Raw genomic sequence first — 24,155 nt, forward strand, 5'->3', positions numbered from 1 at the left:
GCCTGCGGCCGTCAGGAGTTGAGCTCGGCCAGGACCCGTAGCGTGTCCGGGTCGGGGGCGGTGACCAGCAGGTCGGTGACCGGGCCGGAGCGCCACAACTCCAGCCGCTCCGCGATCCGTTCGCGCGGGCCGACCAGCGAGATCTCATCGGCGAAGGCGTCCGGAACGGCCTGCACCGCCTCCTGTCTGCGGCCTTCGAGGAAGAGCTGCTGCACCCGGCGGGCCTCCTCCTCGAAGCCCATCCGGGCCATCAGATCGGCATGGAAGTTTTTGGCCGTGTGCCCCATCCCGCCGATGTAGAAGCCGAGCATCGCTTTGACCGGGAGCAGCCCCTCGGCGATGTCGTCGCAGACCACGGCGCGGGCCATGGGGGCGATGAGAAAGCCGTCCGGGGCCTCGGACAGGGACGCCCGGTAGACGTCGGTGCGGCCCGGCGACCAGTACAGCGGCAGCCAGCCGTCGGCGATCCGGGTCGTCTGGGCGATGTTCTTGGGCCCCTCCGCGCCGAGCAGGAGGGGCAGGCCGGCCCGCAGCGGGTGGGTGATGGGCTTGAGCGGCTTGCCGAGGCCGGTGCCGTCCGCGCCGCGGTAGGGATGCGGGTGGAAGGCCCCGTCCGACTCCACCGGCCCTTCCCGGCGCAGCACTTGGCGGATCACGTCCACGTATTCGCGGGTGGCGGTCAGCGGGCTCCTGGGGAACGGCCGGCCGTACCACCCCTCGACGACCTGCGGCCCGGACAGCCCCAGGCCCAGCAGCACCCGGCCGCCGGAGAGATGGTCGAGGGTGAGGGCGTGCATCGCCGTGGCGGTGGGCGTACGGGCCGCCATCTGTGCGATCCCGGTGCCCAGTTTGATCCGGGTGGTGTGGGCGGCGATCCAGGTGAGCGCGGTGAAGGCGTCCGACCCCCAGGCCTCCGCGGTCCACACCGAGTCATAGCCCAGCCGCTCGGCCGCGCGGGCGAGTTCGAGGTGCCGGGGGTCCGGGCCGCGGCCCCAGTAGCCCAGTGCCAGTCCGAGTCGCATACCGATCGCCCCTCTCCGGCGGACGGTGACCCTAGATATCTGACGCAGCGTCAGATTAGTGTCGGGGAACTGTACGGCCCGGCCGCCGGCAGCGCAACGGCCCCCCGCCCGCAGGGGCGAGGGGCCGCGAAAGGACCGTTGTGCGTCCGGTGTCAGCCGCGCTGGATACCGGTGGTGTCCTGGAGGACGCCGCGCCGGCCGTCCTGGGTCTGCGCGATCAGGGCCGCGCCGCGCTGCTCCACCGCCAGGTACCAGGTGCCGGGCGCCAGTTCGGCGATCGGCGCCGGGGCGCCGTCCTCGCCGTACAGCGGGCGCGCGACGGGCACCGCGAACCAGAACGGCGCGAAGTCCGCCGGGGCGCCGGCCGCCGCCGTGGCACCCGCCGGGCCGCCCGCCGTGGCGTCCACCGGCGCCTGCTGGCCGTGCGGCTGGCCGCCCTGCGGCTGCTGCTGGGTGCCCGGGTAGCCGTAGCCCTGGCTCGCCTGCTGCTGGGCGCCGGGGTAGCCGTACCCCGGGTTGGGGCCGGCCCCGTAGGGGGCGGCGGGCTGCGGCTTCGGGGCGCCGATCAGGGCGACCTTGAGCGGCGGCAGGAGCGGCGTGGCGATGGCGCCACCGGCCAGGATCAGGGCGGCGATCAGACCGATGATCAGGCCCGCGCCGGCGCTGGGGGCGCCGATGAGGGTCCAGAGCGCCGTCCATGCCGCGAAGACGGTGAGGGCGACACCGAACTGGGCGAGGTCGAGACCGGCGACCTTGCGCAGCTGCTGCTGCGGCAGCGCACGGCTGACGACGATGATCGCCGCGCCGATCACCCCGGCCAGGTACACGCTCATCAGAACGGCCACCGAGTCCCAGGCGTTAATGCTGCTGCTCTGGGCTTCGCAGTACTTGGCGAGCGGTCCGGAGCAGCCCTGGCCGCCGGTGGAAGAGAGGAACGAGGCGATGAACAGCAACACCGCTGCTCCGATCACCACGCCGTCGCCTCGAGTGAGGGAGCGGATGTTCACGTAAGGGTCCTTTGTCGGTTTCGTGGGTCCGGTCGTCGCTGTCGCGGTGCGCGCAGTGCGAGGCACGGCGGTGGCCACCCATCGTAAAGGGGAACCCGTCGCCGAATCCGGCGGCCCGTCGTGTTCGTTTCCGCGCGCTATCGGTACGCCGTCCCGGATCCGGTATCGGATCGGTTCCGGAGCCAGGTTCGACGCTCCGGTCAGTGCGTCAAGAAGTCCGTAATGCCCTCGGTGATCCCACGGGCCGCCTTTTGCCGCCAGTGCGCATCGGTCAATTGCGCGGCGTCCTTCGGGTCGCGCATATTGCCGCACTCGATGAACACCTTCGGCACCGTGGAGAGGTTGAGGCCGCCGAGATCGGAGCGCGTGTCGAGCCCGCTGCCGTCGCCGATGTAATTGGACGCCGCGCTTCCGGTGACCGCGCGGAACCGGCCGGCCAGCCGCTCGCCCAACTGCCGCGAGGGTCCGGTGATCTTGGCGGTGTCGGCCGGGCCGGCCGTGACCCGGGCGGGCAGGATGACATGGAAGCCGCGGTTGCCGGCGCCCGAACCATCGGCGTGGAGCGACAGCGCGGCATCGGCATGCGCCTTGTTGCCCATCTCCGCACGCTCGTCCACACACGGGCCGTAGGGGCGGTCGCCGTCCTGGGTGAGGACGACCTTGGCGCCCTGCTCCTGGAGGAGCGTGCGGGCTCGGCGGGCCAGGTCCAGGGTGAAGGACGCCTCGGCGTATCCGTCGTTGGTGGCGGTGCCGGTGGTGTCGCACTCCTTGCGGTCGTTGCCGATGTCCACCTGCCGGGCGATCTCCCGGCCGTGCTCGCTGTTGTGCGGATTGTGGCCGGGGTCGAGCACCACGACCTTGCCCTTGAGGCGGTCGCGCGGGCTGCCGCCCCGGGAGCCCTTGCCGGGGGTGGGACTGCCGCCGGACCCGGTCGCGCCCCCGGAGGCGCTCTCCGCCGGGCCGCCCGGTGCGGGCTGCCCGGCTCCGGGCCCGTCGTGGCCCGACGAGCGCCAGGCCAGCCAGCCTCCCAGGCCGGCGACCACTACGGCGGCCAGCACGGCGAGAAGGGTGCCGCGCAGGCGGCGGTGCGAGGGGAGAGAACTACCGTTCGACACGTCCGCGATCGTAGCCCGCTCAGATTCCCGCCCCGGTGCGCTGCAGTACATGCAGCGAGCCGTGGGCCGAGATCTCGGTGAACGCGCCGGACTCCAGGGCCCTGCGGTAGATGCGGTACGGGGCCTGGCCGCCGTCCGCCGGGTCCGCGAAGACATCGTGGATGACCAGCAGCCCGTCGGGCGCGAGATGCGGCGCCCAGCCCTCGTAGTCGGCGGTGGCGTGCTCGTCGGTGTGCCCGCCGTCGATGAACACCAGGCCCACCGGGGCCTGCCAGACGGCGGCGGCCTGCGGCGACCGGCCCACCAGGGCGAGCACATGCTCCTCCAGGCCCGCGGCGTGCAGGGTGCGGCGGAAGGTGGGCAGGGTGTCCATCCGGCCGACCTCGGGGTCGACGACGGTCGCGTCGTGGTACTCCCACCCCGGCTGCTGCTCCTCGCTGCCCCGGTGGTGGTCGACGGTGACGGCGAGCACCCCGGCGCCGCGGGCGGCGTCGGCGAGCAGGATCGTGGACCGTCCGCAGTAGGTGCCCACCTCCACCAGCGGCAGCCCCAGGGCCGCCGCCTCGGCCGCCGCCGCATACAGGGCGAGGCCCTCGTCCACGGGCATGAAGCCCTTCGCCGCCTCGAAAGCGGCGAGTATCTCCGGCTGCGGAGCGGTCGGAGCCGTGGGAGCGGGCATGGGCTTCCTCCTGTGGTGCGGTCAGGGGCTCATCGTGCCGTACGGGCCGGCGCGGGTGGAGTGCGGGTGTCCCGGTGCGGAACATTCGGATATCGGAACGGCGGTTCGCTTTTTGCGCGTCGGGCGACCCGTTTCCCGCATCGGGCGGCCCGGCTGTTCCTGCCGGTTCCCGCCGGGTTCCGGTCCGTTCCCCGACTGTTCTCGTTGATTTCCCGTCGGTCATTTCCGGGATGCCCGAAAGCGGCAAATTCGGGGGCGGGGGAGTGGGCCGGGGGAAGGGGCGGGAGGGAGGAAGGGAGTGTGCGGAAGAGGCGGGAGGAAGGGGTGGGAGGAAGGGGTCGGGAAATGGCTTCTCGCGACGGAATTCATCGGGCCGTTTCCGGTGCGCATCCGAACCGTTCCTCCAGGGGGAATCCCCGCCGGGGGCTCGGCCGTCCTGTACCGGCCGGGTGCTCGCCGCCCTCTCACGACTGCTCGCCGATTGCCGGCGCCCAGGTCGCCACCCCCCTCTCAGCCGACCTCCTGACTGACCTTCCGTCAGAATGAAACGTGTTCTAGTCTGCCCCGCATGGGCATCGGAATCACACCGGAACACCGTGACCTGGCCGAGGCGGCGGGCGGCTGGGCCGCGCGAGCCGTGCCGCCCGAAGCGCTGCGCAAGCTGCTCGACACCGCGCCCGCGCGCCCCGGGCGGCCCGCGTACTGGGGCCGGCTCGCGGCTCAGGGCCTGCTCGGGCTGCATCTCCCCGAGGCCGACGGCGGCGGGGGCGGTGAACTGCTCGACCTCGCCGTCGTACTGGAGGAACTGGGCCGCGCCGCGTTCCCCGGCCCCTATCTGCCCACCACCCTCGCCGCCGCCCTCCTGCACCGCGGCGGCGCCCCCGCTCTCGTACGGGACCTCGCCACTGGCACACGTATCGGCGCCGTCGCACTCGGCCCGGGCTCGCTCACCGCCGTCGAAAGCCCCGACGGCTACGTCCTGGAGGGCGCCGCGCCTCCGGTCCTGGCCGGCGCCGACGCGGATCTCATCGTGCTGGCCGCGGAGGTCGCAGCGGGAGCGGAAGCGGAAGTCCATGCGGAAGGCGGCGGGGAGACGGCGGGCCCCTCGGACGGGGCGGACGGGACGGACAGGACGGACGGGGCGGACGGAGCGGAGCGCGGCGGCGTTCGACGAGCCGGGGAGACGGTCTGGCTCGCGGTCGACGCCGGGGCGCTGACCGTACGCGTCCAGGAGAGCGCCGACCCGACCCGGCCGACCGCCGAGGTGAGCGCGCACGGGGTGGCGGTGCCCGCCGTGCGCCGGCTCACCGTGGACGGCGACCTGGTCCGCGACCTGGCCGGGGTGCTGTGGGCCGCCGAGAGCTGTGGCACGGCCTCCTGGGCCCTGCGCACCGCCGCCGAACACGCCGCGGTCCGCGAGCAGTTCGGCCGCCCGATAGGCCAGTTCCAGGCGGTCAAACACCTCTGCGCCGACATGCTCGTACGCTGCGAGCAGGCCGCCGCCCTGGTCTGGGACGCGGCCCGCGCCCTGCACGAGCCGCCCGCGGTCCGCGGACTGGTCGCGGCGCTGGCCACCGCGACCGCCCTGGACGCCGCCGTCAGCTGCGCCAAGGACTGCATCCAGATCCTCGGCGGCACCGGCTTCACCTGGGAACACGACGCCCACCTCCACCTGCGGCGGGCGACCGTCGCCCGCCAGCTGCTCGGCAGCGGCGACACCCACCGGCTGCGGGCCGCCCGGCTCGCTGCCGACGGCGCCCGGCGCCCGCTGCACCTGGAACTGCCCGCCGGGGCCGAGGAGTTCCGGACCGAGGCCCGGACGGTCGTCGACGGCGTCCGCGGCCTCGACCCCGCGGCCGTGCGCCGCGCCCTGGCCCCCACCGGCTATGCCGCCCCGCACCTCCCCACGCCCTACGGACTGGGCGCCGGCCCCGTACAACAGCTCGCGATCCAGCAGGAGCTGGCGGCCGCCGGGGTGCGGATCAGTGATCTGGGCATCGCCACCTGGGTCGTCCCCTCGCTGATCGCCCACGGCACCCCGGAGCAGCAGGAGCGCTATCTGCTGCCGTCGCTGCGCGGCGAGCTGCTGTGGTGCCAGCTGTTCTCCGAACCCGAGGCGGGCTCGGATCTGGCCGCCCTGCGGACCCGCGCGGAGCGGACCGCGGACGGCGGCTGGCGGATCAGCGGCCAGAAGGTGTGGACCTCGGCCGCGCAGTGGGCGAGCCACGGCATCCTGCTGGCCCGCACCGACCCGGACGCGCCCAAGCACAAGGGGCTGACCTTCTTCCTCGTCGACATGAAGTCCCCGGGCATCGACATCCGCCCGCTGAAGGAGATCAGCGGCGATTCGCTCTTCAACGAGGTCTACTTCGACGAGGTGCTGCTGCCGGCCGACGCGGTGGTCGGAGAGGTGAACAACGGCTGGAAGGTGGCCCGCACCACCCTGGACAACGAACGCGTCCACATGGCGGACCAGTTGACCTTCGACACCGGTCTGGAAGCGCTCCTGGACCGCGCCGCCGGACTGGACGGCTCGGTGCGGGCGCGGGTCGGCGCGCTGGCCGCCGAGGCGCACGCGCTGGGCTGCATCGGGCTGCGCACCACGCTCCAGCAGGTGTCGGGGCTGGAGCCGGGCGCCGGTGCCAGCATCCGCAAGCTGGTGCAGACCCCGCACCAGCAGAAGGTCGCCGAGCTGGCGCTGGAGCTGCTCGGCCCGGCCGGCGCGGTGCGCGAAGGGGCCGGCGAACGGGCGCTGCACGGCTTCTTGATGTCGCGCTGTCTGACCATCGCCGGCGGCACCACCCAGGTGCAGCTCAATGTCGTCGCCGAGCGGCTGCTGGGCCTGCCCCGCGACCCGGAGCCCCGCCCCCTGATCTGACTCCCCACTGACCGGCTCCCCGGACTCGGCCACCTCCAGGAGGACACGCATGGCTGGCAAGGCGTACATCGTCGGCGTCGGGATGACCCGCTTCGAGAAGCCCGAGACCCGCGAGTGGCAGTACTGGGACATGGCGAAGGAGGCGGGCGGCACGGCGCTCGCGGACGCCGGGATCGGCTACGAGGCGGTGGAGCAGCTGCCGGTGGGCTACTGCTACCAGGCCTCGACGGCCGGCCAGCGCGCCGCCTACGAACTGGGGCTGACCGGCATCCCCGTCTACAACGTCAACAACAACTGTGCGACCGGCTCGACCGCGCTGATGATGGCCCGCCAGTTCGTCGAGTCCGGCCTCAACGACTGTGTCCTGGCCCTGGGCTTCGAGAAGATGAAGCGGGGCGCGCTGGGCGGCGGCGCGGACAGCGGCGACTTCAGCACCTCGCCGGTGGCCCGCCACTACGGAGTGATGGCCGCCGCCCACGGCTTCGAGATGACCCCGCCCACCGCCCAGATCTTCGGCAACGCGGCCCGTGAGCACATGGAGCGCTACGGCACCACCGCCGAACAGCTCGCCGCCGTCGGCGCCAAGAACCACCGCCACTCGGCGCACAACCCGAACGCCCAGTTCCAGGACGTCTACACGGTCGAGGAGATCCTCGCCGCGAAGACCATCCACCGGCCGCTGACCAAGTTGCAGTGCTCGCCGACCTCCGACGGCGCGGCCGCGGCGGTGATCGCCTCCGAGCGGTTCGTGCGGGAACACGGGCTGGCCGACCGGGCGGTGGAGATCGTCGCGCAGGCCATGACGACGGACACCGAGGAGAGCTTCGCGTCCGGCTCCTGCATCGATGTCGTCGGCAAACCGATGTCCCGGGCCGCGGCCCGGCAGGTGTACGCGGCCGGCGGCCTCGGCATCGAGGACGTGGACGTCATCGAGCTGCACGACTGCTTCTCGGTCAATGAGCTGCTGACCTATGAGGCGCTGGGCATGTGCGCGGACGGGGAGTCGGGGAAGCTGGTCGCCGACGGCGCCACGACCTACGGCGGCCGCTGGGTGGTCAATCCGTCCGGCGGCCTCATCTCCAAGGGGCATCCCCTGGGCGCGACGGGCCTGGCCCAGGCCGCCGAACTGGTCTGGCAACTCCGCGGCACCGCAGGCGAACGCCAGGTCCCCGGCGCCCGGGTGGGCCTGACCCACAACATCGGCCTGGGCGGCGCCGCGGTGGTGACACTGCTACGGAGGTGAGGGGGCGGGGGAGCCGGGCGGGTCGGTGCGGGGGCGGGGCTGGGCGGTGCGTCTGGTTGGTGCGTCCGGTTGGTGTGGTGGCCGGGGCCCGGGTGGTGCGTCTGGTCGATGTGGTTGCCGGGATCCGGGTGGTACGTCGCTCGGCGTGGTGGCCGGGACCCGGTTGGTGCGTTGCTCGGCGGTGGTGGCCGGGGCCCGGGCAGTGTGTCCGCTCGCCGCGTTAACTCGCCCCGGCTGGTGGGTAGTTGGCTCAGTGGGGGCCCTCGCGCCCCCTAGGGGACCGCCACCCCCACCCCGTAAGGCCCCCACCCCCAAAGACCCTCACCCCGAACGCCCCCAGCCCCCGCCCCCCTGCTACTTCCGGCCTAGGTCTTCTGTCAGGTGGCTCATGCACCGATATACCGATGCGGGATTCATACGACGAATGCAAGCATGGTTGGCATGCCGCCGATAGCCACCTCCGCCACGCTGCCCGAGACCGCGCGCCGGAGGACGGCCCCACCGGGCTGGCTGGTGATGCTGCTGGTCTGCTCCGGGCAGTTCCTGGTCATCCTGGACGTGTCCGTCGTGAATGTGGCGCTGCCTGCCATGCGGACCGGTCTGGGCCTGAGCGAACTCGGCCTCCAGTGGATCGTCAACGCCTACGTCATCACCTTCGCGGGCTTCATGCTGCTCGGTGGCCGGGCCGCCGATCTCTTCGGCCGTAAGCGGATCTTCGTCCTGGGGCTGGCGCTGTTCACGGTCGCGAGCCTCGGCGGCGGGCTGGCCCAGGAGCCCTGGCAGCTGATCGCGGCCCGTACGGTCCAGGGCGTCGGCGCGGCCGTGCTCTCACCGGCCACCCTCACCATTCTGACCACGTCGTTCCCGGCCGGCCCGGCCCGTACCCGCGCCATCGCCACCTGGACGGCGGTCGGCGCGGGCGGTGGCGCGGTGGGCGGCCTGGTGGGCGGGACGCTCACCGAATTCCTGTCGTGGCGCTGGGTGTTGCTGATCAATGTGCCGATCGGGGCGCTGGTGCTGGGCGGCGCGATGCTGTGGCTCACCGAGAGCCGGCAGGGTGCGGGCCGACGGCTGGATGTGCCCGGCGCGCTGCTGGTGACGGGCGGGCTCGGGCTGGTGGCCTACGGGATCGTGCAGACCGAGACGGACGGTTGGGGGTCGCTGTCCGCGCTGCTGCCGCTGGCCGCCGGGCTGGTCGTGGTCGCGGTGTTCCTCGTCGTCGAGGCGCGCGCCAAGGCTCCGTTGATGCCGCTGGGGCTCTTCCGGCTGCGCTCGGTCTCGTCGGCGAACGGGGCGATGGTGCTGTCCGGCGCCGCGATGTTCTCCATGTGGTACTTCCTGTCCCTCTATGTGCAGAACGTGCTGGGCTACCGGCCGTTGGAGGCCGGGCTCTCCTTCATCCCGCACTCGCTGTCCATCGTCCTGGGCTCCACGATCGCGCCACGGCTGATGAACCGGCTGGGCGCCAAGCCGCTGGCCATCGCCGGTGCGGTGATCTCCGCTTCCGGCATGGTCTGGCAGGGCACGATGGATGTCGACGGCACCTACCTCGGCACGATCCTCGGGCCCGGCATCCTGATGGCGCTGGGCGCGGGCCTGACCGCGACGCCGATCGCCTCCATCGCGACCTCCGGGGCCGACCCCGCCGACCAGGGCCTGGTCTCCGGCCTGATCAACACCTCCCGGCAAATGGGCGGCGCGCTGGGCCTGTCGGTGCTGTCCACGCTCGCCGCGGCCCGGATCGAGGCGGGCGACGGACCCAAGGCCCTGGCGGACGGCTACGGGCTGGCTTTCCAGGTCGGCTCGGCGGTCCTGCTCGGCAGCATTCTGCTGATGGTCGTCGCGCTGCCGCAGCGACGGGCGGACGCCGCGCACGGCTGACACCGCTCACGGCTGAGACCTGGCGGCGGGGCTCGGCGCAGGCGGGACGGGCCGGAGTCGGACGTGTCCTACAACCATCCGTTCTGCCGTGCCGCCCGCACCGCTTCCATGCGGTTGCGGGTGCCGGTCTTGCCGATGGCCGCGGAGAGGTAGTTGCGGACGGTGGCCTGGGAGAGGTGGAGCCGGCCGGCGATGTCGGCGACCGTGGCGCCGTCCACGGCGGTGGTGAGGACATCGCGCTCCCGCTGGGTCAGCGGATTGGGGCCGGCGCTCAGGGCCGCCGCGGCGAGGCCGGGGTCGATGACCCGCTCGCCGGCCAGCACCCGGCGGATCGCCGCCGCGAGTTCCTCGACCGGGCCGTCCTTCACCAGGAAGCCGGACGCTCCGGCCTCCATGGCGCGGCGCAGATAGCCGGGGCGGCCGAAGGTCGTCACGATCAGCACCTTGCAGGCCGGCAGCTGTTCGCGCAGCTCTGCCGCGGCGTCCAGACCGCTGCGGCCGGGCAGTTCGATGTCCAGGAGGGCGATATCGGGGCGGGCTTCGAGGGCGGCGGCGACGATCCGGTCGCCCGCCGCGACCTGCGCCACGACCTGCATATCCGCTTCCAGGTCGAGCAGCAGCGCCAGCGCGCCCCGCATCATTCCCTGATCCTCCGCCAGCAGGACCTTGATCACCTGGTCCACTCCTCCGTATCCGCCCCGTCGCCCGTGCCGACCGGGAGCTCGGCCATGACCCGGAAGCCGTGCCGGCCGTCCGCGCCACTGTGCAGTGTCCCGCCCGCCGCGGCCAGGCGCTCGGTCAGCCCCTTCAGCCCGGTGCCGCCCACCGGCCCCGACCGGCCGGGCAGCCCCGGACCGCCGTCGTCACCGATGCCGCCCGCCGGGGCCGCGCCACCGCTGCCGTCCGTACCGGATATCCCGTACGCCTCCCGGCCGTTGTCCGCCTCCCGGCCGTTGCCCGCCTCCCAGCCGTTGCCCGTCGTACGGCCGCCGTCCGTCTCCTGGCCGCCATACATCTCCGCGCCGCCTTCCGCACCCCGGCCGCCATACATCTCCCCGCCGCCCTTCTCCCCGTCGCCGCCGCGGCCGGGGCCACGGTCGCGGAGCCAGGCCAGGCCGGGGGCCGCAGCAGCGCCGGGGTTCAGGGGACCGCGGCCGTCGTCCGTGATCGTCAGCCGGACCCGTTCCGCGTCGGCGTGGACCGCGATCTCGCAGCGGGTGGCGCCGCTGTGCCGGATGGTGTTGGTGACGCCCTCGCGGACCACCCAGCCCAGCAGGGCGCCGGCCTGTGGGGGCAGCGGTGGCCCGGCCTGCCGTACGACGGGCTCGATGCCGGCCGCCTCCAGCGCGGAGCGGGCCCGGTCCAGCTCGGTGGTCAGACTGCCCTCGCGGTAGCCGCTGACGGCCTCGCGGATCTCGGTCAGCGCCTGCCGGCCGACCGCCTCGATATCGGTGGCCTGCGCGAGCGCCGCGTCCAGATCGCGGGGTGCGAGCCGGCGGACCGCCTCGGCCTTGACGACCACTACGGACAGGGTGTGCCCCAGCAGGTCGTGCAGATCGCGGGAGAAGCGCAGCCGCTCCTTCTCGACGGCGCTGCGGGCCAGTTCCTGACGGGTGGTGTTCAGCTCCTGGATGGTGTCGAACAGGCTGAGGACCGTGGCCGTCACCATGCCGGACAGGAAGGTGCCGTAGCCGATGCCGAACGCGCCCCACGGGTCGTCGTCGTGCCAGCCGGTCAGATAGCCGGCCGCCCCGCTGAGCGCGATCAGCCAGGCCGCGAGCTTCTTGCCGCGCAGCGCACGGACCGTGCCGGAGGCCAGCGACAGCAGCGGGAAGAACAGGAACCAGTTGCCGCCGAACCCGATCGCGACGGCGAAGGTGACGGCGGTCAGTGCCCCCAGGGCGTACAGGGGGCGGCGGGAGTCCCGCAACCGCGGGTTGAAGGAGGTCCAGATCAGGCTGATGTAGAGGGAGTTGAAGACGAGCAGCCCGAGACCGGCGAGCCAGGGGTTGCCCGACTTTCCCTGGATGACGTTGGAGAAGGCGCCCAGACCCATCAGCAGCCAGGGCAGGAAGGCGTACTTGCCCGGCCCCTGGCCCGGCTTCCTGCCCCGCAGCCCGGGACGGCACGACTTGGTGCCGTCCGCGCCGCCGGGGCTCTTCCCGCCCGCGGTCCGTTGTTCCGTGTGCTGCACTGTCGCTTCCCAGGTCTGCGCCATCGCCGGTCACACCGTGCGTGCGGCCCGACGGTACGCGTACACCGCGTATCCGCCGAAGAGTGCCAGCCAGAAGGCCAGCACCGCTACTGAGGCCAGGTCCGGTGCGCTGCCGTGGGTGACGCTCCGGCCGAGCTCCGCGAAGCGGTTGCCGGGCGTCCACCCGGACAGCGAGCGGAGCCAGTCGGGGAACAGCTCGGTCGGGAACCACAGACCGCCGATGATCGACAGCAGCAGCACACAGCCCGTGTTGACCACGCCGGTGGACTGCGCGGACAGGCGGTAGCCGTTGCCGAGACCCAGCAGCGTGAAGGGCAGTGTGCCGATCCACAGCAGCCCGGCCAGCGCGGCCCACTGCCAGGCCGGCAGCCGGACGCCGTTGACCAGGGCGCCCACCAGCAGTACGGCGGCGAGGGCCGGCAGCACCGTCACCGAGCCGGTCAGCCCGCGGCCCACCACCACCCGGAGGGGGCTCAGCGGGGTGATGCGCAACTGGCGCAGCCAGCCCAGCTGCTTGTCCTCGGCGACACCGGTGCCCGTGCCGACCGCCGAACCCAGCGCGCCGTACGCGGCCATGCCGACCATCGAAGCGATCTTCCACTCCGGGTCGGCGCCGCCCGGACCCACGCCGATGTTGGTCATCAGCACATACATCAGCACCGGCATCCCGATACCGAAGATGACGAAGCCCCGGTCACGGAGGGTGCGGCGGACTTCGAGACGGAGGTAGTCGAGCATCACGCGCTCTCCTTCACGGGCCGGACGCCGGCGGTGTCTGCCAGGGCGTCGGGGGTGGCTACGGCGGAGGTGAGCGCGAGGAACGCGTCCTCCAGGCTGGCGGGGGTGACCTGTAGTCCGCGGACGAGCCCGAGCCCGGCCAGCGCCAGGACCGTGGCGTCGGAGTCCGCCGTCCGCAGCCGCGCGCGGTCGCCGCGCACCTCCACGGCGCTTACGCCGGGCAGCCCGGACAGCGGCCCGGTGGCGGCACCCGCGAGGTCGAAGGAGACCTGCGAGCCGCCGGCCCGCCGCTTTATCGCGTCGCCGCTGCCGTCGGCGACCACTCGGCCGCGGTCGATCACCACGATCCGGTCGGCGTGCTCGTCGGCCTCCTCCAGATAGTGGGTGGAGAACAGGACGGTGTGGCCGCGGCGGGCATAGGCCCGCATCGAGCGCCAGAAGGCGCGGCGCGCCTCCACGTCCAGTGCCGCGGTCGGCTCGTCGAGCACCAGCAGCTCGGGGTTGCCGGCCAGCGCCACCGCGAAGCGGACCCGCTGGGCCTGCCCGCCGGACAGCCGGTCCACCCGCCGCCCGCCGAACCCGTCGAGGCCCGCCAGCTCCAGGGCCTCGGTGACGTCCATGGGGTGGGGGTAGGTGGCGGCGACGAAGGTGATCAGTTCGCGGACGGTGACCCGCGGGATGGCCTTGCCGTCCTGAAGCATGGCGCCCACCTGGCCCGCGCGCACCGCCGACTCCGGTGTGCCGCCGAACAGCCGGACCGTCCCCGTGCTCGGCGGCAGCAGCCCCAGCAGCATGTTGAGGGTGGTGGACTTCCCCGCGCCGTTGCGCCCCAGCAGTGCCACCGTCCCGCCCGCCGCGATCTCCAGGTTCAGCCCGTCCACGGCCCGCACCGCGCCATAACTCCGGGTCACCTCGGAGAATCCCACCGCCGCGGCGCCGCGCGCCCTTTCCGCCGTGCTGCCGGGCCTTGTCGTCCCTGCCATGCTCACCCCGCCTCTCGTCTGCTTGTCTTCGACGTTACGCAGCGTGACCGGCTCGCGTTAGAGGCGAATGTGGATGAACTCCCCTGACAAATGTCACGGTTGCGTGCATCGAAGGTGGGGATTCGCGCATCGGAGGTGGGGGACCGGCGCGTCGAAGATGGGGGGCCGGCGCGTCGAAGGCGAGGGTCGGTACGTCGTACGTCCCGGTCCGGGCGGCGTGGGCCGACGTGAGGGGGGCGCGCGGCGCCAGGCGGGAACCCGATGCCGGGAGGCTCTCCGCGAGCGGAAGCCCGGGGCCGGGGCGGGCTCTCCGCCGTCCGCGGGACCCGTTTCTGACAAACCGTCAGAGGGCTTCCAGGTGCCGGGCGGATCGGCTATACATGAGAACCATCGGCTAGAACGCGTTCTAGAAGTGTGCCCTGTGTGCTGTCGGAGCGCGGCCGTGCCGACCAGATGCGACCCCGGCACGGTCGACGGTGCGGACGGCCGGGCCGGGGTCTTCCCCTCGTGGTGAAGGAGCAATCAGCCCCATGCCCATCGACGCCGCCAAGGCCACCTCCGCCGAGCCGCGGACCACCGAACTCGCCTGGGACCACAAGGACGTCCAGCTCTACCACCTCGGCATCGGCGCCGGTGCGCCCACTCCGGAGAAACCGCACCCCGCCACCGACCCGGACGAACTGCGCTACACCCTGGAGAGCGCGCTGCACGTCCTGCCCAGCTTCGCCACCGTCGCGGGCGGCGGGATGGCGCTCGCCGGCGGGCTCTCCGCACCCGGCATCGAGGTCGACCTCGCCGCGGTCTTGCACGGCGGCCAGACCGTCACCGTGCACCGCGCCCTCCCGGTGAGCGGCCGGGCCACGCAGACCTCGACCGTCCCCGCCGTGTACGACAAGGGCAAGGCCGCCGTCATCGTGCTGCGCTCCGAAGTGGCCGACGACGAGGGCCCCCTGTGGACCTGCGACACCCAGATCTTCGTCCGCGGGGAGGGCGGCTTCGGCGGCGAGCGCGGCCCCTCCGCCCGCCTCGAACTCCCCGACCGCGCCCCCGATCTGAGCACCGATCGCGCGCTCCGCCCGGACCAGGCGCTGCTCTACCGCCTCTCCGGCGACTGGAATCCGCTGCACGCCGACCCCGAGTTCGCCAAGCTCGCCGGCTTCGACCGGCCGATTCTGCACGGGCTGTGCACCTATGGGGTCACGCTCAAGGCCGTCGTCGACACGGTGCTCGGCGGCGAGGTCGCACGGGTGCGGTCCTACACGACCCGCTTCGCCGGTGTGGTCTTCCCCGGGGAGACACTGCGCATCCAGCAGTGGCGGGAGCCCGGCCGGGTCCTGGTGTCGGTCACCGCGGCCGACCGGGACGACGCCCCGGTGCTGGCCGACACCGTGGTGGAGCACAGCTGATCCGTCAGGCACGCCCCCGCCGGTCCGGACCGGGCCCGGACCGGCCGTCCGTACGAGAGGAGCCGTGACATGCGCGCAGCCGTACAGCACGAGACAGGGCAGGACAAGCTCGAAGTCCTCGACGACATCGAGGCGGTGGGCTTTGGCCCCGGCAAGGTCAAGATCCGCATCCGGGCGACCGGGCTGTGCCACTCCGACCTCTCGGCGATGAACGGGGTACTGCCGCAGCCCGCGCCCTTCGTCCCCGGTCACGAGGGCGCCGGCGAGATCCTCGACGTGGGCGACGGCGTCACCGGACTCGACCGGGGGGACCGCGTCCTGATGTGCTGGCTGCCCGCCTGTGGCAGCTGTCCGTCTTGCCGGCGCGGCCAGACCCATCTGTGCCTGGCCGGATTCATGAACGCCGGCACGCCCAACTTCCGGCGCCCCGGGGGGGACGTCTTCGGCTTCGCCGGCACCGGCACCTTTGCCGAGGAGGTCGTGGTCGCCGCCAACTGCGCGGTCCCGATCCCGGACGATGTCCCGTACGAGATCGCCGCGCTGATCGGCTGCGGTGTCACCACCGGGCTCGGCGCCGCCCTCAACACGGCCAAGGTGGAGGCCGCTTCCTCGGTCGCGGTGATCGGCTGCGGCGGCGTCGGCATCTCCGTCATCCAGGGGGCGAAGGCCAGCGGCGCGGCCCAGATCATCGCTGTCGACCCGGTGCCGGCCCGCCGGGAGGCTGCGCTCCGCTTCGGCGCGACCGAGGCCGTCGCCCCGGAGGAGTTCGCCGACGCCAAGGCCCGGATCACCGCGGGGGAGGGCTTCGACTACGTCTTCGAGGTGGTCGGCAAGTCCGCCACCGCCCGCACCGCCTACGAGATGACCCGGCGCGGCGGCACCCTGTGCGTAGTAGGCGCGGGCGCCATGGACGACAGCTTCCAGGTCAATATGTTCGAGCTGTTCTTCGACGAGAAGCGGATCCTGCCGTCCCTGTACGGCGGCGCGGATGTGCTGCGCTCCTACGAGCGGGCCATCGCCCTGTGGCGGGCCGGCCGGATCGACCTGGAGGGCCTGATCACCCATCGCGTCCAGCTCGCCGAGATCAATGACGCACTCGACCAGATGCGTTCCGGCACCGCGCTGCGCACCTGTATAGCGCTCTGACGCCCACCGTTCACCCCTCGCAGCGCACCGCACCGCACCGCGTGCCGCGACCACTGGAGAGGACAGGAATGGCACAGCCACTGGAGGGCCTGACCGCGATCGTCACCGGCGCCGGGCGCGGTCTGGGCCGCGCCGAGGCCCTCGAACTCGCCCGTCTCGGCGCCCGGGTCGTGGTCAACGACTACGGGCAGCCCGGCCGCGACGGTTCCGGCGAGGCATCCTCGGCGCCCGCCGAGGACGTCGTCGCCGAGATCCGCGCGGCGGGCGGCACCGCCGTCGCCCACCTCGGCGATGTCGCCGACCACGCCCAGGCCCGCGCACTGGTGCGGCTGGCGGTCGAGACCTACGGGCAGCTCGACATCCTGGTCAACAATGCGGGCATTCTGCGCGACCGGATGGTGTTCTCGATGACCGAGGACGAGTGGGACGCGGTGATCCGCGTGCACCTCAAGGGCCACTTCAACACCACCCACTTCGCCGCGGCCCACTGGCGCGAGCGCGCCAAGGCGGCCGGCGGCCCGGTCCACGGCCGGATCGTCAACACCTCCTCCGAGGCGTTCCTCGCGGGCTCGGCGGGCCAGCCCAACTACGCCGCGGCCAAGGGCGGCATCGTCGGCCTGACGACCTCCACGGCGCTGGCGCTCGGCAAATACGGTGTGACCGCCAACGCGATCTGCCCGCGCGCCCGCACCCGTATGACCGAGGATGTCTTCGCCGGCTTCCAGGAGCCGGAGGACGGTGCCCTGGATCCGCTCGCGCCCGAACATGTCGCCCCGCTCGTCGGCTATCTCGCCTCACCGGCCGCGGCCCGGGTCAACGGTCAGCTTCTGGTCGTCCACGGCGGCATGGTCGCCATCGCCGAACGCCCGCGGATCGCCGCGAAGTTCGACACCGCGAAGGACGTCTTCAGCTATGCGGAGCTCGATGATCTGCTGACGCCGTATTACGCACAGCGCCCGCCGGACGAGACCTTCGCGGCCGCCGAGGTGCTGGGCCTCAAACGCGGCTGAACAGGCTGAGCAAGGCTGAACAAGACGGAGTACGCACCACGGCCGTGGCCACCGCCCGCTGTCGAGCGGTGCGGCGGTCACGGCCGTGGTGCGGTCCGCCGGTCCGGGCGCCCCGGACCGGCGCTACGCGTCCTGCGTCTGCTTGTCCCGGCGGTGCCGGCCATGAGGGGTGGAGCCGGACTCCTCCGCGGCGGCCGGGCCACGGTGCCTGCCGGAGCTTGCCGCCTCGGCGGCCTGGGCGGATGCCTCCTGCGGGCGCGCCTGGGTCGTGTCGGTTCGGGCTTCGGACATGAAAAGAGTCACTCCGTCAGTTCGCTTACAGCTGTACGCGTCGGGACCTCGCCCGACGACCGCCACGGCTGCTCCCGAGCGGCACTGCCGGTGGCCGGTCAACCGGCTGCGTAGCCCCCGCCCGAAATTCTAACGGGGCCGGAAATCGCGTTCCACCGGGTCTGCCGGGCCGCCAGAGGTGCCTCTTGCAAGGGAACTGGCCTGCATGTTTGGGGATGTCCGGGGAGGCGTGCCGGTTCCGCGTCCATGTCCTGAGGTTGTGCAGATGCTGTGGAGTGGTTGTCGGCATCCGCCGCATCCGGGACAATCTCCGCGCTGTTCGGGGCGCCGTCCCGGGTGCCGCTCACGGAGGGTGACACCTCGTCCGGTTCGATGGCTCCCTCCGGCCTCACTGCCCCCTCCGGTTCAACGGGCCCCACCGGGCGCGACGGTTCCACCGGCGGTGCCATGGGCGCCACGGGTGCCACGGGTGCCACCGGTCTCACAGGTGCCACCGGTCTCACAGGTGCCACCGGCCGCGCCACCCCCGTCGGCCCCGCCATCCACGTCGGCGCCACCTGCCGCACCGGCCCCATGGGCCCCATGGGCCGCCCCGTCCCCCCAGACCGCACCGGCTCCGACCCCACTGGCCCCACCGGCCCGACCCGCTCCACCGACCCCACGGCCACCCGTTCCACCGGCTCCACCCCCAAAGCCATCCGCGCCACCCCGCACGGCTCCGCCTCCGTCGCGTACGGCAGCCGCAGTTCACCGTCCGCCGTCCACAGGCCGGTCCCCGCCAGCCAGCCTTCGGGTGCCGGGTACTGCCGCAACTGCCGTCCCGAGGGCCGCCAGACGCCCAGCCAGGTGCCGTTCGGCCCGGCCATCCGGAAGGCCACCGCGCACGTCTCCGGCGCCAGCATCTGCCCCGGTTGGACCGCGAACGGTGTGGCCGTCCCGTTGGCGGGCCGCAGGCACTCCGGGAAGCGCACCGGCCGGCTGCTGCCCAGTACGCCCCAGCCCAGCCGGTCGTGCCCCGGGGCGTCCGAGCGGACGAGCAGCAGCCCGCTGTCCGGATCGGCCAGCAACAGCCGGTCGTTGCTCTCCTCGGTGATCTGTAGCAGCAGACCGGTTTCGCCGCCCCGTTCCAGGTCGACCACCACGGTCTTGGTCCGGCCGTCCAACTCCCGGTCCAGCGCCAGCAGTCGACCGCCGCGGTCCAGCCATACGCCGCCCGTGCAGCGCCCCGGGATCCGGGTGACCGGCTCGGGCCCGTTCGCCCCGCCGTGCACCAGCCACAGCGTGGTGTGCTCCGCCCCGGGCGCGAGGGCGTGCGCGAGGGTCCCGCCGGGGGCGGGCGGCAGCAGGGTCAGCCGGGGGGCTGCCACGGCGCCCAGCAGGAGTTCGCCGGTTCCGGGGCCCGTCGGGTAGAGCAGCGAGACGGCGAAGCGGTCGGCGACCCGGCGCAGGATCAGCACCCGGCCGTCCGTGAGCGGCAGCAGGGCGCTGTCCGGCTCCTCGGGCTGGGTGCCCTGTAGCGGCACGGCGTACGGCTCGGGGCCGCTCAGCGTCCAGCGCTCCGGGAACCAGCTTCCGGCGGCGTCGTCGTGCCGGGCGAGCCGGGCGGCGTACGAGCCGTCGGCGGCGATCGTCAGGCGCCCGGCGAGCGGGCCGGCCGGCGCCATGGTGTCCTCAGTGGCACAGATCGTCATCGAGTGGTCACCTCCAGTCGGCAACCGAAGCTAGTTTTCGTACTCCCGGCCGAACGCCGCAAGTTGTGGTACTTCACGCATAAGGGTGGCAGTTGTCCGGTTCGCCGGTACCGGGCGCCGTGGTTGTGCTCCGGGTTCCCGCCCCGGGGCCGGTGCGGGCGGGCACGGGGTCGCGCGTTCCCGAGTTCCCCTAGGGGGAAGGTGGTGGAGGGACAGGGGTGGAGGACCCGACGCCAAGTCACAGCCGGGAGGTAACCTTCCATCCGTGCCCGTACTGTCTGAAGTCCTCACCGCGCTCGACGCCCTCTGGCCCCCCGAGCGGGCCGAAGGGTGGGACGCCGTCGGCACGGTCTGCGGAGATCCCGGTGCGGAGGTCCGCCGTGTGCTGTTCGCCCTCGACCCGGTCCAGGAGATCGTCGACGAGGCGGTGACGCTCGGCGCCGACCTCCTCGTCACCCACCACCCGCTCTATCTGCGCGGTACGACGACGGTCGCGGCCGACACCTTCAAGGGCAAGGTCGTGCACACCCTCATCAAGCACGACATCGCCCTGCATGTCGCGCACACCAACGCCGACACCGCCGACCCCGGTGTCTCCGACGCCCTGGCCGGCGCCCTGGACCTGCGCATCGTCGGCCCCCTCGTCGCGGACCCGAGCGATCCGGCGGGCCGCCGGGGCCTGGGCCGGATCTGCGAGCTGCCGCATCCGATGACGCTGGCCGAGCTCGCCGCCCACGCCGCAGAGCGGCTGCCCGCCACCGCGCAGGGCATCCGGGCGGCCGGCGACCCGGACCGTGAGATCCGGACCCTCGCCGTCTCCGGTGGCTCCGGCGACAGCCTCTTCGATGACGTACGGGCGGCCGGTGTGGATGCGTTCCTCACTGCCGACCTGCGTCACCACCCGGCCTCCGAGGCCACCCAGAAGAGCCCGCTGGCGCTGCTCGACGCCGCCCACTGGGCCACCGAATGGCCGTGGTGCGAGCAGGCCGCGGCCCAGCTCGACGCGGTCTCCGACCGGCACGACTGGGGCCTGCGCACGCATGTCTCCCGTACGGTCACCGATCCCTGGACCGCCCACGCGGCGTCCACCCGACTCGTCACCCCGACGCACACCACAGGAGCCCCACGCTGAACGCCGCGCCCGCCGACCAGATCCGCCTCCTCGACGTCCAGGCCCTGGACGTGAGGCTCACCCAGCTCGCCCACCGGCGCAACAACCTCCCCGAGCTGGCCGAGCTTCAGACCCTGGAGGCCGACCTCATCCAGCAGCGCGACCTGCTCGTCGCCGCGCAGACCGAGGAGAGCGACACCAGCCGCGAGCAGACCAAGGCCGAGCAGGACGTGGACCAGGTGCGCCAGCGCGCCGCCCGCGACCAGAAGCGCCTGGACTCCGGTGCCGTCACCTCCCCCAAGGACCTGGAGAACCTCCAGCGCGAACTGACCTCGCTGGCCAAGCGCCAGGCCGATCTGGAGGACGTCGTCCTGGAGGTCATGGAGCGCCGGGAGGCCGCCCAGGAGCGGGTCACCGAGCTCACCGCCCGGGCCGGGGCCATCCAGGCCAAGGTCGACGACGCCACCACGCGCCGGGACGCGGCGCACTCCGAGATCGACACCGAGCGCGCGACGGTCTCCAAGGAGCGCGAGCTGACCGTCGCCGACATCCCGGCCGATCTGCTCAAGCTCTACGACAAGATCCGCGCCAAGGAGGGCGGCGTCGGCGCGGCCCGCCTCTACCAGCGCCGCTGCGAGGGCTGCCGGCTGGAGCTGAACATCACCGAGGTCAACGACGTGCGCGCGGCCGCCGCCGACACCGTCGTGCGCTGCGAGAACTGCACCCGCATCCTGGTCCGCACGCCTGACTCGGGTCTGTAGGCCGTGGCACGCACGCTGATCGTCGAGGCGGACGGCGGCTCCCGGGGCAACCCGGGGCCGGCGGGTTACGGCGCGGTCGTCCTCGACCCGGAGACCGGCGAGGCGCTGGCCGAGGCCGCCGAGTTCATCGGCACCGCGACCAACAACGTCGCCGAGTACAAGGGGCTGGTGGCCGGCCTGCGGGCGGCGCACGCCCTCGATCCGCAGGCGTGCGTCCAGGTGCGGATGGATTCCAAGCTCGTCGTCGAGCAGATGTCCGGGCGCTGGCAGATCAAGCACCCGGACATGAAGCCGCTGGCCGCCGAGGCCAGGTCGGTCTTCCCGGCCGGCCGGGTGACGTACGAGTGGATCCCCCGCGCCCAGAACAAGCACGCCGACCGGCTCGCCAACGAGGCGATGGACGCCGGCAAGATAGGCAAGCAGTGGGAGCCGGGCAACTCCAAGGCGGCGCTCGCCACGGCCACCGCCGCCGCGCCCGCCCGCAGCGCCGCCGCCCGCGCCGCCGACGAGGCCGCCGAATCGGCGGAGGCGGCGGACGCGGCCCCGAGTGCCCCGGCGGCCGGCTGGGGCGCCCCCGACCTCGGTCCGCCCGCGACCTTCGTCCTGCTGCGGCACGGCGAGACGGCGCTGACGCCCGAGAAGCGGTTCTCCGGCAGCGGCGGCACCGACCCCGAGCTCTCGGCCGCCGGACGCCGGCAGGCCGAGGCGACCGCCGCCGCGCTCGCCGCCCGGGGCTCGATCCAGGCCGTTGTCAGCTCCCCGCTGCGGCGCTGCCGGGAGACCGCCGAGGCGGTCGCGGCCCGGCTCGGCCTGGAGGTCCGTATCGAGGAGGGGCTGCGGGAGACCGACTTCGGGGCCTGGGAGGGGCTGACCTTCGCCGAGGTGCGCGAGCGCTTCCCCGAGGACCTCGACGCCTGGCTCGGCTCCGCGCGGGTGGCGCCCACCGGGGGCGGCGAGTCCTTCGCGTCGGTCGCCCGCCGGGTCGCCGTCGCCCGGGACAAGCTCCTGGCCCGGTACGCGGGCAAGACGGTGCTGCTGGTCACGCATGTGACACCGGTCAAGACGCTGGTCCGGCTGGCGCTGGGCGCCCCGCCGGAGTCGCTGTTCCGGATGGAACTCTCCGCGGCATCGCTCTCCGCGGTCGCGTACTTCTCCGACGGCAACGCCTCGGTGCGGCTGCTGAACGACACCTCCCATCTGCGCTAGCGGGGCGTCCCCGCAGACCGCCAGGTACCCGCCGTACGCGCACGGGCCCGGCACCCCGGACGACCGGGGCGCCGGGCCCGCGCCCGTATGCACCGCCGTCAGGCCGCCAACGCCGCCGCCTCCCGGGCGAGTTGGCGCACCCGGCCCCAGTCCTTCGCGGCCAGCGCGTCGGCCGGCAGCATCCAGGTGCCGCCGACGCAGCCGACGTTGGGCAGCGCCAGATAGGACGGCGCCGACTCCGGGCCGATCCCGCCGGTCGGACAGAAGCGGGCCTGGGGGAGGGGCGAGGCCAGTGCGTGCAGATACGGCGTGCCGCCCGCCGCCTCCGCCGGGAAGAACTTCATCTCGGTGACGCCCTCGTCCAGCAGCGTCACCACCTCCGAGGCCGTCGAGACACCCGGCAGGAACGGCACCCCGGAGTCCTTCATCGCGCCCAGCAGCCGCGGCGACCAGCCGGGGCTCACCAGGAACCGGGCGCCGGCCGCAAGGGCGGCCGCCACCTGCCCCGGGGCGAGAAGGGTGCCCGCGCCGATCACCGCTTCGGGGACCTCCTCGGCGACGGCCCGGATCCCGTCGAGCGCCGCGGGTGTCCGCAGCGTCACCTCGATCGCGGGCAGCCCGCCGGCGACGAGGGCGCGGGCGAGCGGCACGGCGTCGGCGGCGTCATGCAGCACGACGACCGGGATGACGGGGGCGAGCCCGAGAACGGAGGGGGCGGCGGGCGCGGGGGAGGAGGCGGCGCTGGTCACGTCGCTCATAGTGCGCCCGGGTGTCCACGCTCCGCAACGAGCGTTGCGCATGCTGCAACGAGCGCGGGCTCCCCGCCCCTCTACAGCTCCGTGACGATCACATCCACGGCCCACGCCTTGCCGCCCTTCGCGGGGGCCTGCGCCTCCACCGCGTAACCCAGCTCCCGCAGCGCCGCCACCAGCTCCGCCGGGTCCGCCGGATCGAGCCCCGCGGACAGCAGATCCCGTACCAGCCGCCCCTTCGTCGCCTTGTTGAAGTGGCTGACCACCGTCCGCTTCTCCACACCGGCCACGAGCTTCGACTGGAGCACCCGCACCGTCGCGGTCCGCCCGGCCACCTCGCCCTTGGGCTTCCACGCCGTGGCATACGCCGCGGACCGCAGGTCGAGCACCAGCCCCTCCCCGGCGGCCGCCGGCAGCACCTCGGCCATCGGCGCCCGCCAGTACGCGCCCAGCGCACCGAGGCCCGGCAGCTTCACGCCCATCGAGCAGCGGTACGACGGAATCCGGTCCCCGATCCGTACCGCGCCCCACAGCCCCGAGAACACCAGCAGCGACCGCTCGGCCCGCTTCCGCGCCGCCGCGTCCAGCGACGCCAGACCGAGCGCGTCGTAGAGCACCCCGGTGTAGATCTCCCCGGCCGGCCGGGTCCCCGCCGTCCGCAGCCCCGCGTTCTTGGCGATCTCGCCCTTGAGGCCGTCGCTGAGCCCGAGCACCTCCTGGGCCTTGGTCTCGTCCGCCGCGCACAGCTCGACGAGCTCCGCCAGCACCGTCTCGCGCGCCGCGGTCAGCCCCGGCAGCGACAGCGCCCCGGTGTCCAGCGGCGCCCCGGCCTCCGAGGGGGCCTTCCCTTCGGACGGCGGCAACAGCACGAGCACGGTGGTTCTCCTTCACGGCGGTACGGGCGGGGGTGCGGCCCCGGGAAAGCGTAGGGCCTGCGGCGGGCGGGCGAGGACCGCGCCGGGCGCCCGGCGCGTGGGGCGCACACCCGGGGCGGCCCGCGCACGGCGCGCCGGGAGCGGC

At 73.3% G+C, this 24,155-nt stretch carries 21 protein-coding genes; 9 read left to right on the plus strand and 12 right to left on the minus strand.

Translation table 11 applies throughout. The features are described 5' to 3' along the window. Window positions 1-11: 11 nt before the first annotated feature. The 4 genes from AC3EUV_RS19025 to AC3EUV_RS19040 form a co-directional block, all read right to left on the minus strand. Window positions 12-1,022, minus strand: a complete 1,011-nt coding sequence (locus tag AC3EUV_RS19025; protein ID WP_432146749.1) for an LLM class F420-dependent oxidoreductase — start codon at window positions 1,020-1,022, stop codon at window positions 12-14. Between the two features lie 152 nt (window positions 1,023-1,174). Next, entirely contained in the window at window positions 1,175-2,029 is an 855-nt protein-coding gene (locus AC3EUV_RS19030; protein WP_432146750.1) for a DUF5336 domain-containing protein, read from the minus strand. A gap of 200 nt (window positions 2,030-2,229) precedes the next feature. Then, on the minus strand, window positions 2,230-3,144 hold the full coding sequence (locus tag AC3EUV_RS19035) for an N-acetylmuramoyl-L-alanine amidase (protein WP_432146751.1): 915 nt from the start codon (window positions 3,142-3,144) through the stop codon (window positions 2,230-2,232). A 19-nt stretch (window positions 3,145-3,163) separates the two neighbouring features. Beyond that, window positions 3,164-3,823, minus strand: coding sequence for a class I SAM-dependent methyltransferase (locus tag AC3EUV_RS19040; RefSeq protein WP_432146752.1), 660 nt, complete (start codon window positions 3,821-3,823; stop codon window positions 3,164-3,166). Between the two features lie 568 nt (window positions 3,824-4,391). Between AC3EUV_RS19040 and AC3EUV_RS19045 the strand changes: the two genes are divergently transcribed. From AC3EUV_RS19045 to AC3EUV_RS19055, 3 genes are all read left to right on the plus strand, one after another. After that, entirely contained in the window at window positions 4,392-6,701 is a 2,310-nt protein-coding gene (locus tag AC3EUV_RS19045) for an acyl-CoA dehydrogenase family protein (RefSeq protein ID WP_435603416.1), read from the plus strand. A gap of 49 nt (window positions 6,702-6,750) precedes the next feature. Next, window positions 6,751-7,944 carry a lipid-transfer protein gene (locus AC3EUV_RS19050; protein WP_432146754.1) on the plus strand — a complete coding sequence of 398 codons (1,194 nt, stop codon included), beginning with the start codon at window positions 6,751-6,753 and terminating at the stop codon, window positions 7,942-7,944. Between the two features lie 432 nt (window positions 7,945-8,376). Then, window positions 8,377-9,825 carry an MFS transporter gene (locus tag AC3EUV_RS19055; protein WP_432145980.1) on the plus strand — a complete coding sequence of 483 codons (1,449 nt, stop codon included), beginning with the start codon at window positions 8,377-8,379 and terminating at the stop codon, window positions 9,823-9,825. A gap of 68 nt (window positions 9,826-9,893) precedes the next feature. Here AC3EUV_RS19055 and AC3EUV_RS19060 read toward each other — a convergent pair whose 3' ends face one another. Genes AC3EUV_RS19060 through AC3EUV_RS19075 form a run of 4 tightly spaced genes read right to left on the minus strand, consistent with a single transcriptional unit; the run spans window position 9,894 to window position 13,761 of the window. Next, window positions 9,894-10,499 carry a response regulator gene (locus AC3EUV_RS19060; RefSeq protein WP_435603417.1) on the minus strand — a complete coding sequence of 202 codons (606 nt, stop codon included), beginning with the start codon at window positions 10,497-10,499 and terminating at the stop codon, window positions 9,894-9,896. Then, complete coding sequence (locus AC3EUV_RS19065) at window positions 10,496-12,043, minus strand: sensor histidine kinase (protein ID WP_435603418.1); 1,548 nt, start codon at window positions 12,041-12,043, stop codon at window positions 10,496-10,498. The genes AC3EUV_RS19060 and AC3EUV_RS19065 overlap by 4 nt, the downstream gene beginning before the upstream one ends. Before the next feature lie 6 nt (window positions 12,044-12,049). Then, window positions 12,050-12,778 (minus strand): ABC transporter permease, encoded by a 729-nt coding sequence (locus AC3EUV_RS19070; protein WP_432145983.1) that lies wholly within the window; start codon window positions 12,776-12,778, stop codon window positions 12,050-12,052. After that, complete coding sequence (locus tag AC3EUV_RS19075; RefSeq protein ID WP_435603419.1) at window positions 12,778-13,761, minus strand: ABC transporter ATP-binding protein; 984 nt, start codon at window positions 13,759-13,761, stop codon at window positions 12,778-12,780. The genes AC3EUV_RS19070 and AC3EUV_RS19075 overlap by 1 nt, the downstream gene beginning before the upstream one ends. Before the next feature lie 530 nt (window positions 13,762-14,291). On the opposite strand from AC3EUV_RS19075, the gene AC3EUV_RS19080 reads away from it, so the two are divergent. From AC3EUV_RS19080 to AC3EUV_RS19090, 3 genes are all read left to right on the plus strand, one after another. Continuing rightward, window positions 14,292-15,167 (plus strand): MaoC/PaaZ C-terminal domain-containing protein, encoded by an 876-nt coding sequence (locus AC3EUV_RS19080; RefSeq protein WP_432145985.1) that lies wholly within the window; start codon window positions 14,292-14,294, stop codon window positions 15,165-15,167. A gap of 69 nt (window positions 15,168-15,236) precedes the next feature. Continuing rightward, on the plus strand, window positions 15,237-16,313 hold the full coding sequence (locus AC3EUV_RS19085; RefSeq protein WP_432145986.1) for a Zn-dependent alcohol dehydrogenase: 1,077 nt from the start codon (window positions 15,237-15,239) through the stop codon (window positions 16,311-16,313). 68 nt (window positions 16,314-16,381) lie between these two features. Next, entirely contained in the window at window positions 16,382-17,323 is a 942-nt protein-coding gene (locus AC3EUV_RS19090) for a 3-oxoacyl-ACP reductase (protein ID WP_042154185.1), read from the plus strand. A 123-nt stretch (window positions 17,324-17,446) separates the two neighbouring features. On the opposite strand, the gene AC3EUV_RS19095 is transcribed toward AC3EUV_RS19090, so the two are convergent. Both AC3EUV_RS19095 and AC3EUV_RS19100 read right to left on the minus strand, forming a co-directional pair. Further along, on the minus strand, window positions 17,447-17,614 hold the full coding sequence (locus tag AC3EUV_RS19095; protein ID WP_167539201.1) for a hypothetical protein: 168 nt from the start codon (window positions 17,612-17,614) through the stop codon (window positions 17,447-17,449). 98 nt (window positions 17,615-17,712) lie between these two features. Continuing rightward, window positions 17,713-19,305: a hypothetical protein gene (locus AC3EUV_RS19100; protein WP_435603420.1), complete on the minus strand. Its 1,593-nt coding sequence runs from the start codon at window positions 19,303-19,305 to the stop codon at window positions 17,713-17,715. Between the two features lie 265 nt (window positions 19,306-19,570). Between AC3EUV_RS19100 and AC3EUV_RS19105 the strand changes: the two genes are divergently transcribed. Genes AC3EUV_RS19105 through AC3EUV_RS19115 form a run of 3 tightly spaced genes read left to right on the plus strand, consistent with a single transcriptional unit; the run spans window position 19,571 to window position 22,383 of the window. Continuing rightward, window positions 19,571-20,437, plus strand: a complete 867-nt coding sequence (locus AC3EUV_RS19105; protein ID WP_435603421.1) for a Nif3-like dinuclear metal center hexameric protein — start codon at window positions 19,571-19,573, stop codon at window positions 20,435-20,437. Continuing rightward, window positions 20,434-21,177, plus strand: coding sequence for a zinc ribbon domain-containing protein (locus AC3EUV_RS19110; protein ID WP_432146033.1), 744 nt, complete (start codon window positions 20,434-20,436; stop codon window positions 21,175-21,177). Before AC3EUV_RS19105 ends, AC3EUV_RS19110 begins: the two co-directional genes overlap by 4 nt. A gap of 3 nt (window positions 21,178-21,180) precedes the next feature. Then, the gene (locus tag AC3EUV_RS19115) at window positions 21,181-22,383 is read left to right on the plus strand and encodes a bifunctional RNase H/acid phosphatase (protein ID WP_432145990.1); all 1,203 of its coding nucleotides are present in this window, start codon (window positions 21,181-21,183) and stop codon (window positions 22,381-22,383) included. 98 nt (window positions 22,384-22,481) lie between these two features. Here AC3EUV_RS19115 and eda read toward each other — a convergent pair whose 3' ends face one another. Both eda and yaaA read right to left on the minus strand, forming a co-directional pair. Continuing rightward, entirely contained in the window at window positions 22,482-23,141 is a 660-nt protein-coding gene (gene eda, locus AC3EUV_RS19120; RefSeq protein WP_435603422.1) for a bifunctional 4-hydroxy-2-oxoglutarate aldolase/2-dehydro-3-deoxy-phosphogluconate aldolase, read from the minus strand. Window positions 23,142-23,212: 71 nt separating this feature from the next. Beyond that, window positions 23,213-24,010 (minus strand): peroxide stress protein YaaA, encoded by a 798-nt coding sequence (gene yaaA, locus AC3EUV_RS19125; protein ID WP_432145992.1) that lies wholly within the window; start codon window positions 24,008-24,010, stop codon window positions 23,213-23,215. Window positions 24,011-24,155: the final 145 nt, after the last annotated feature.

The organism is Streptomyces sp. bgisy130, from assembly GCF_057708345.1.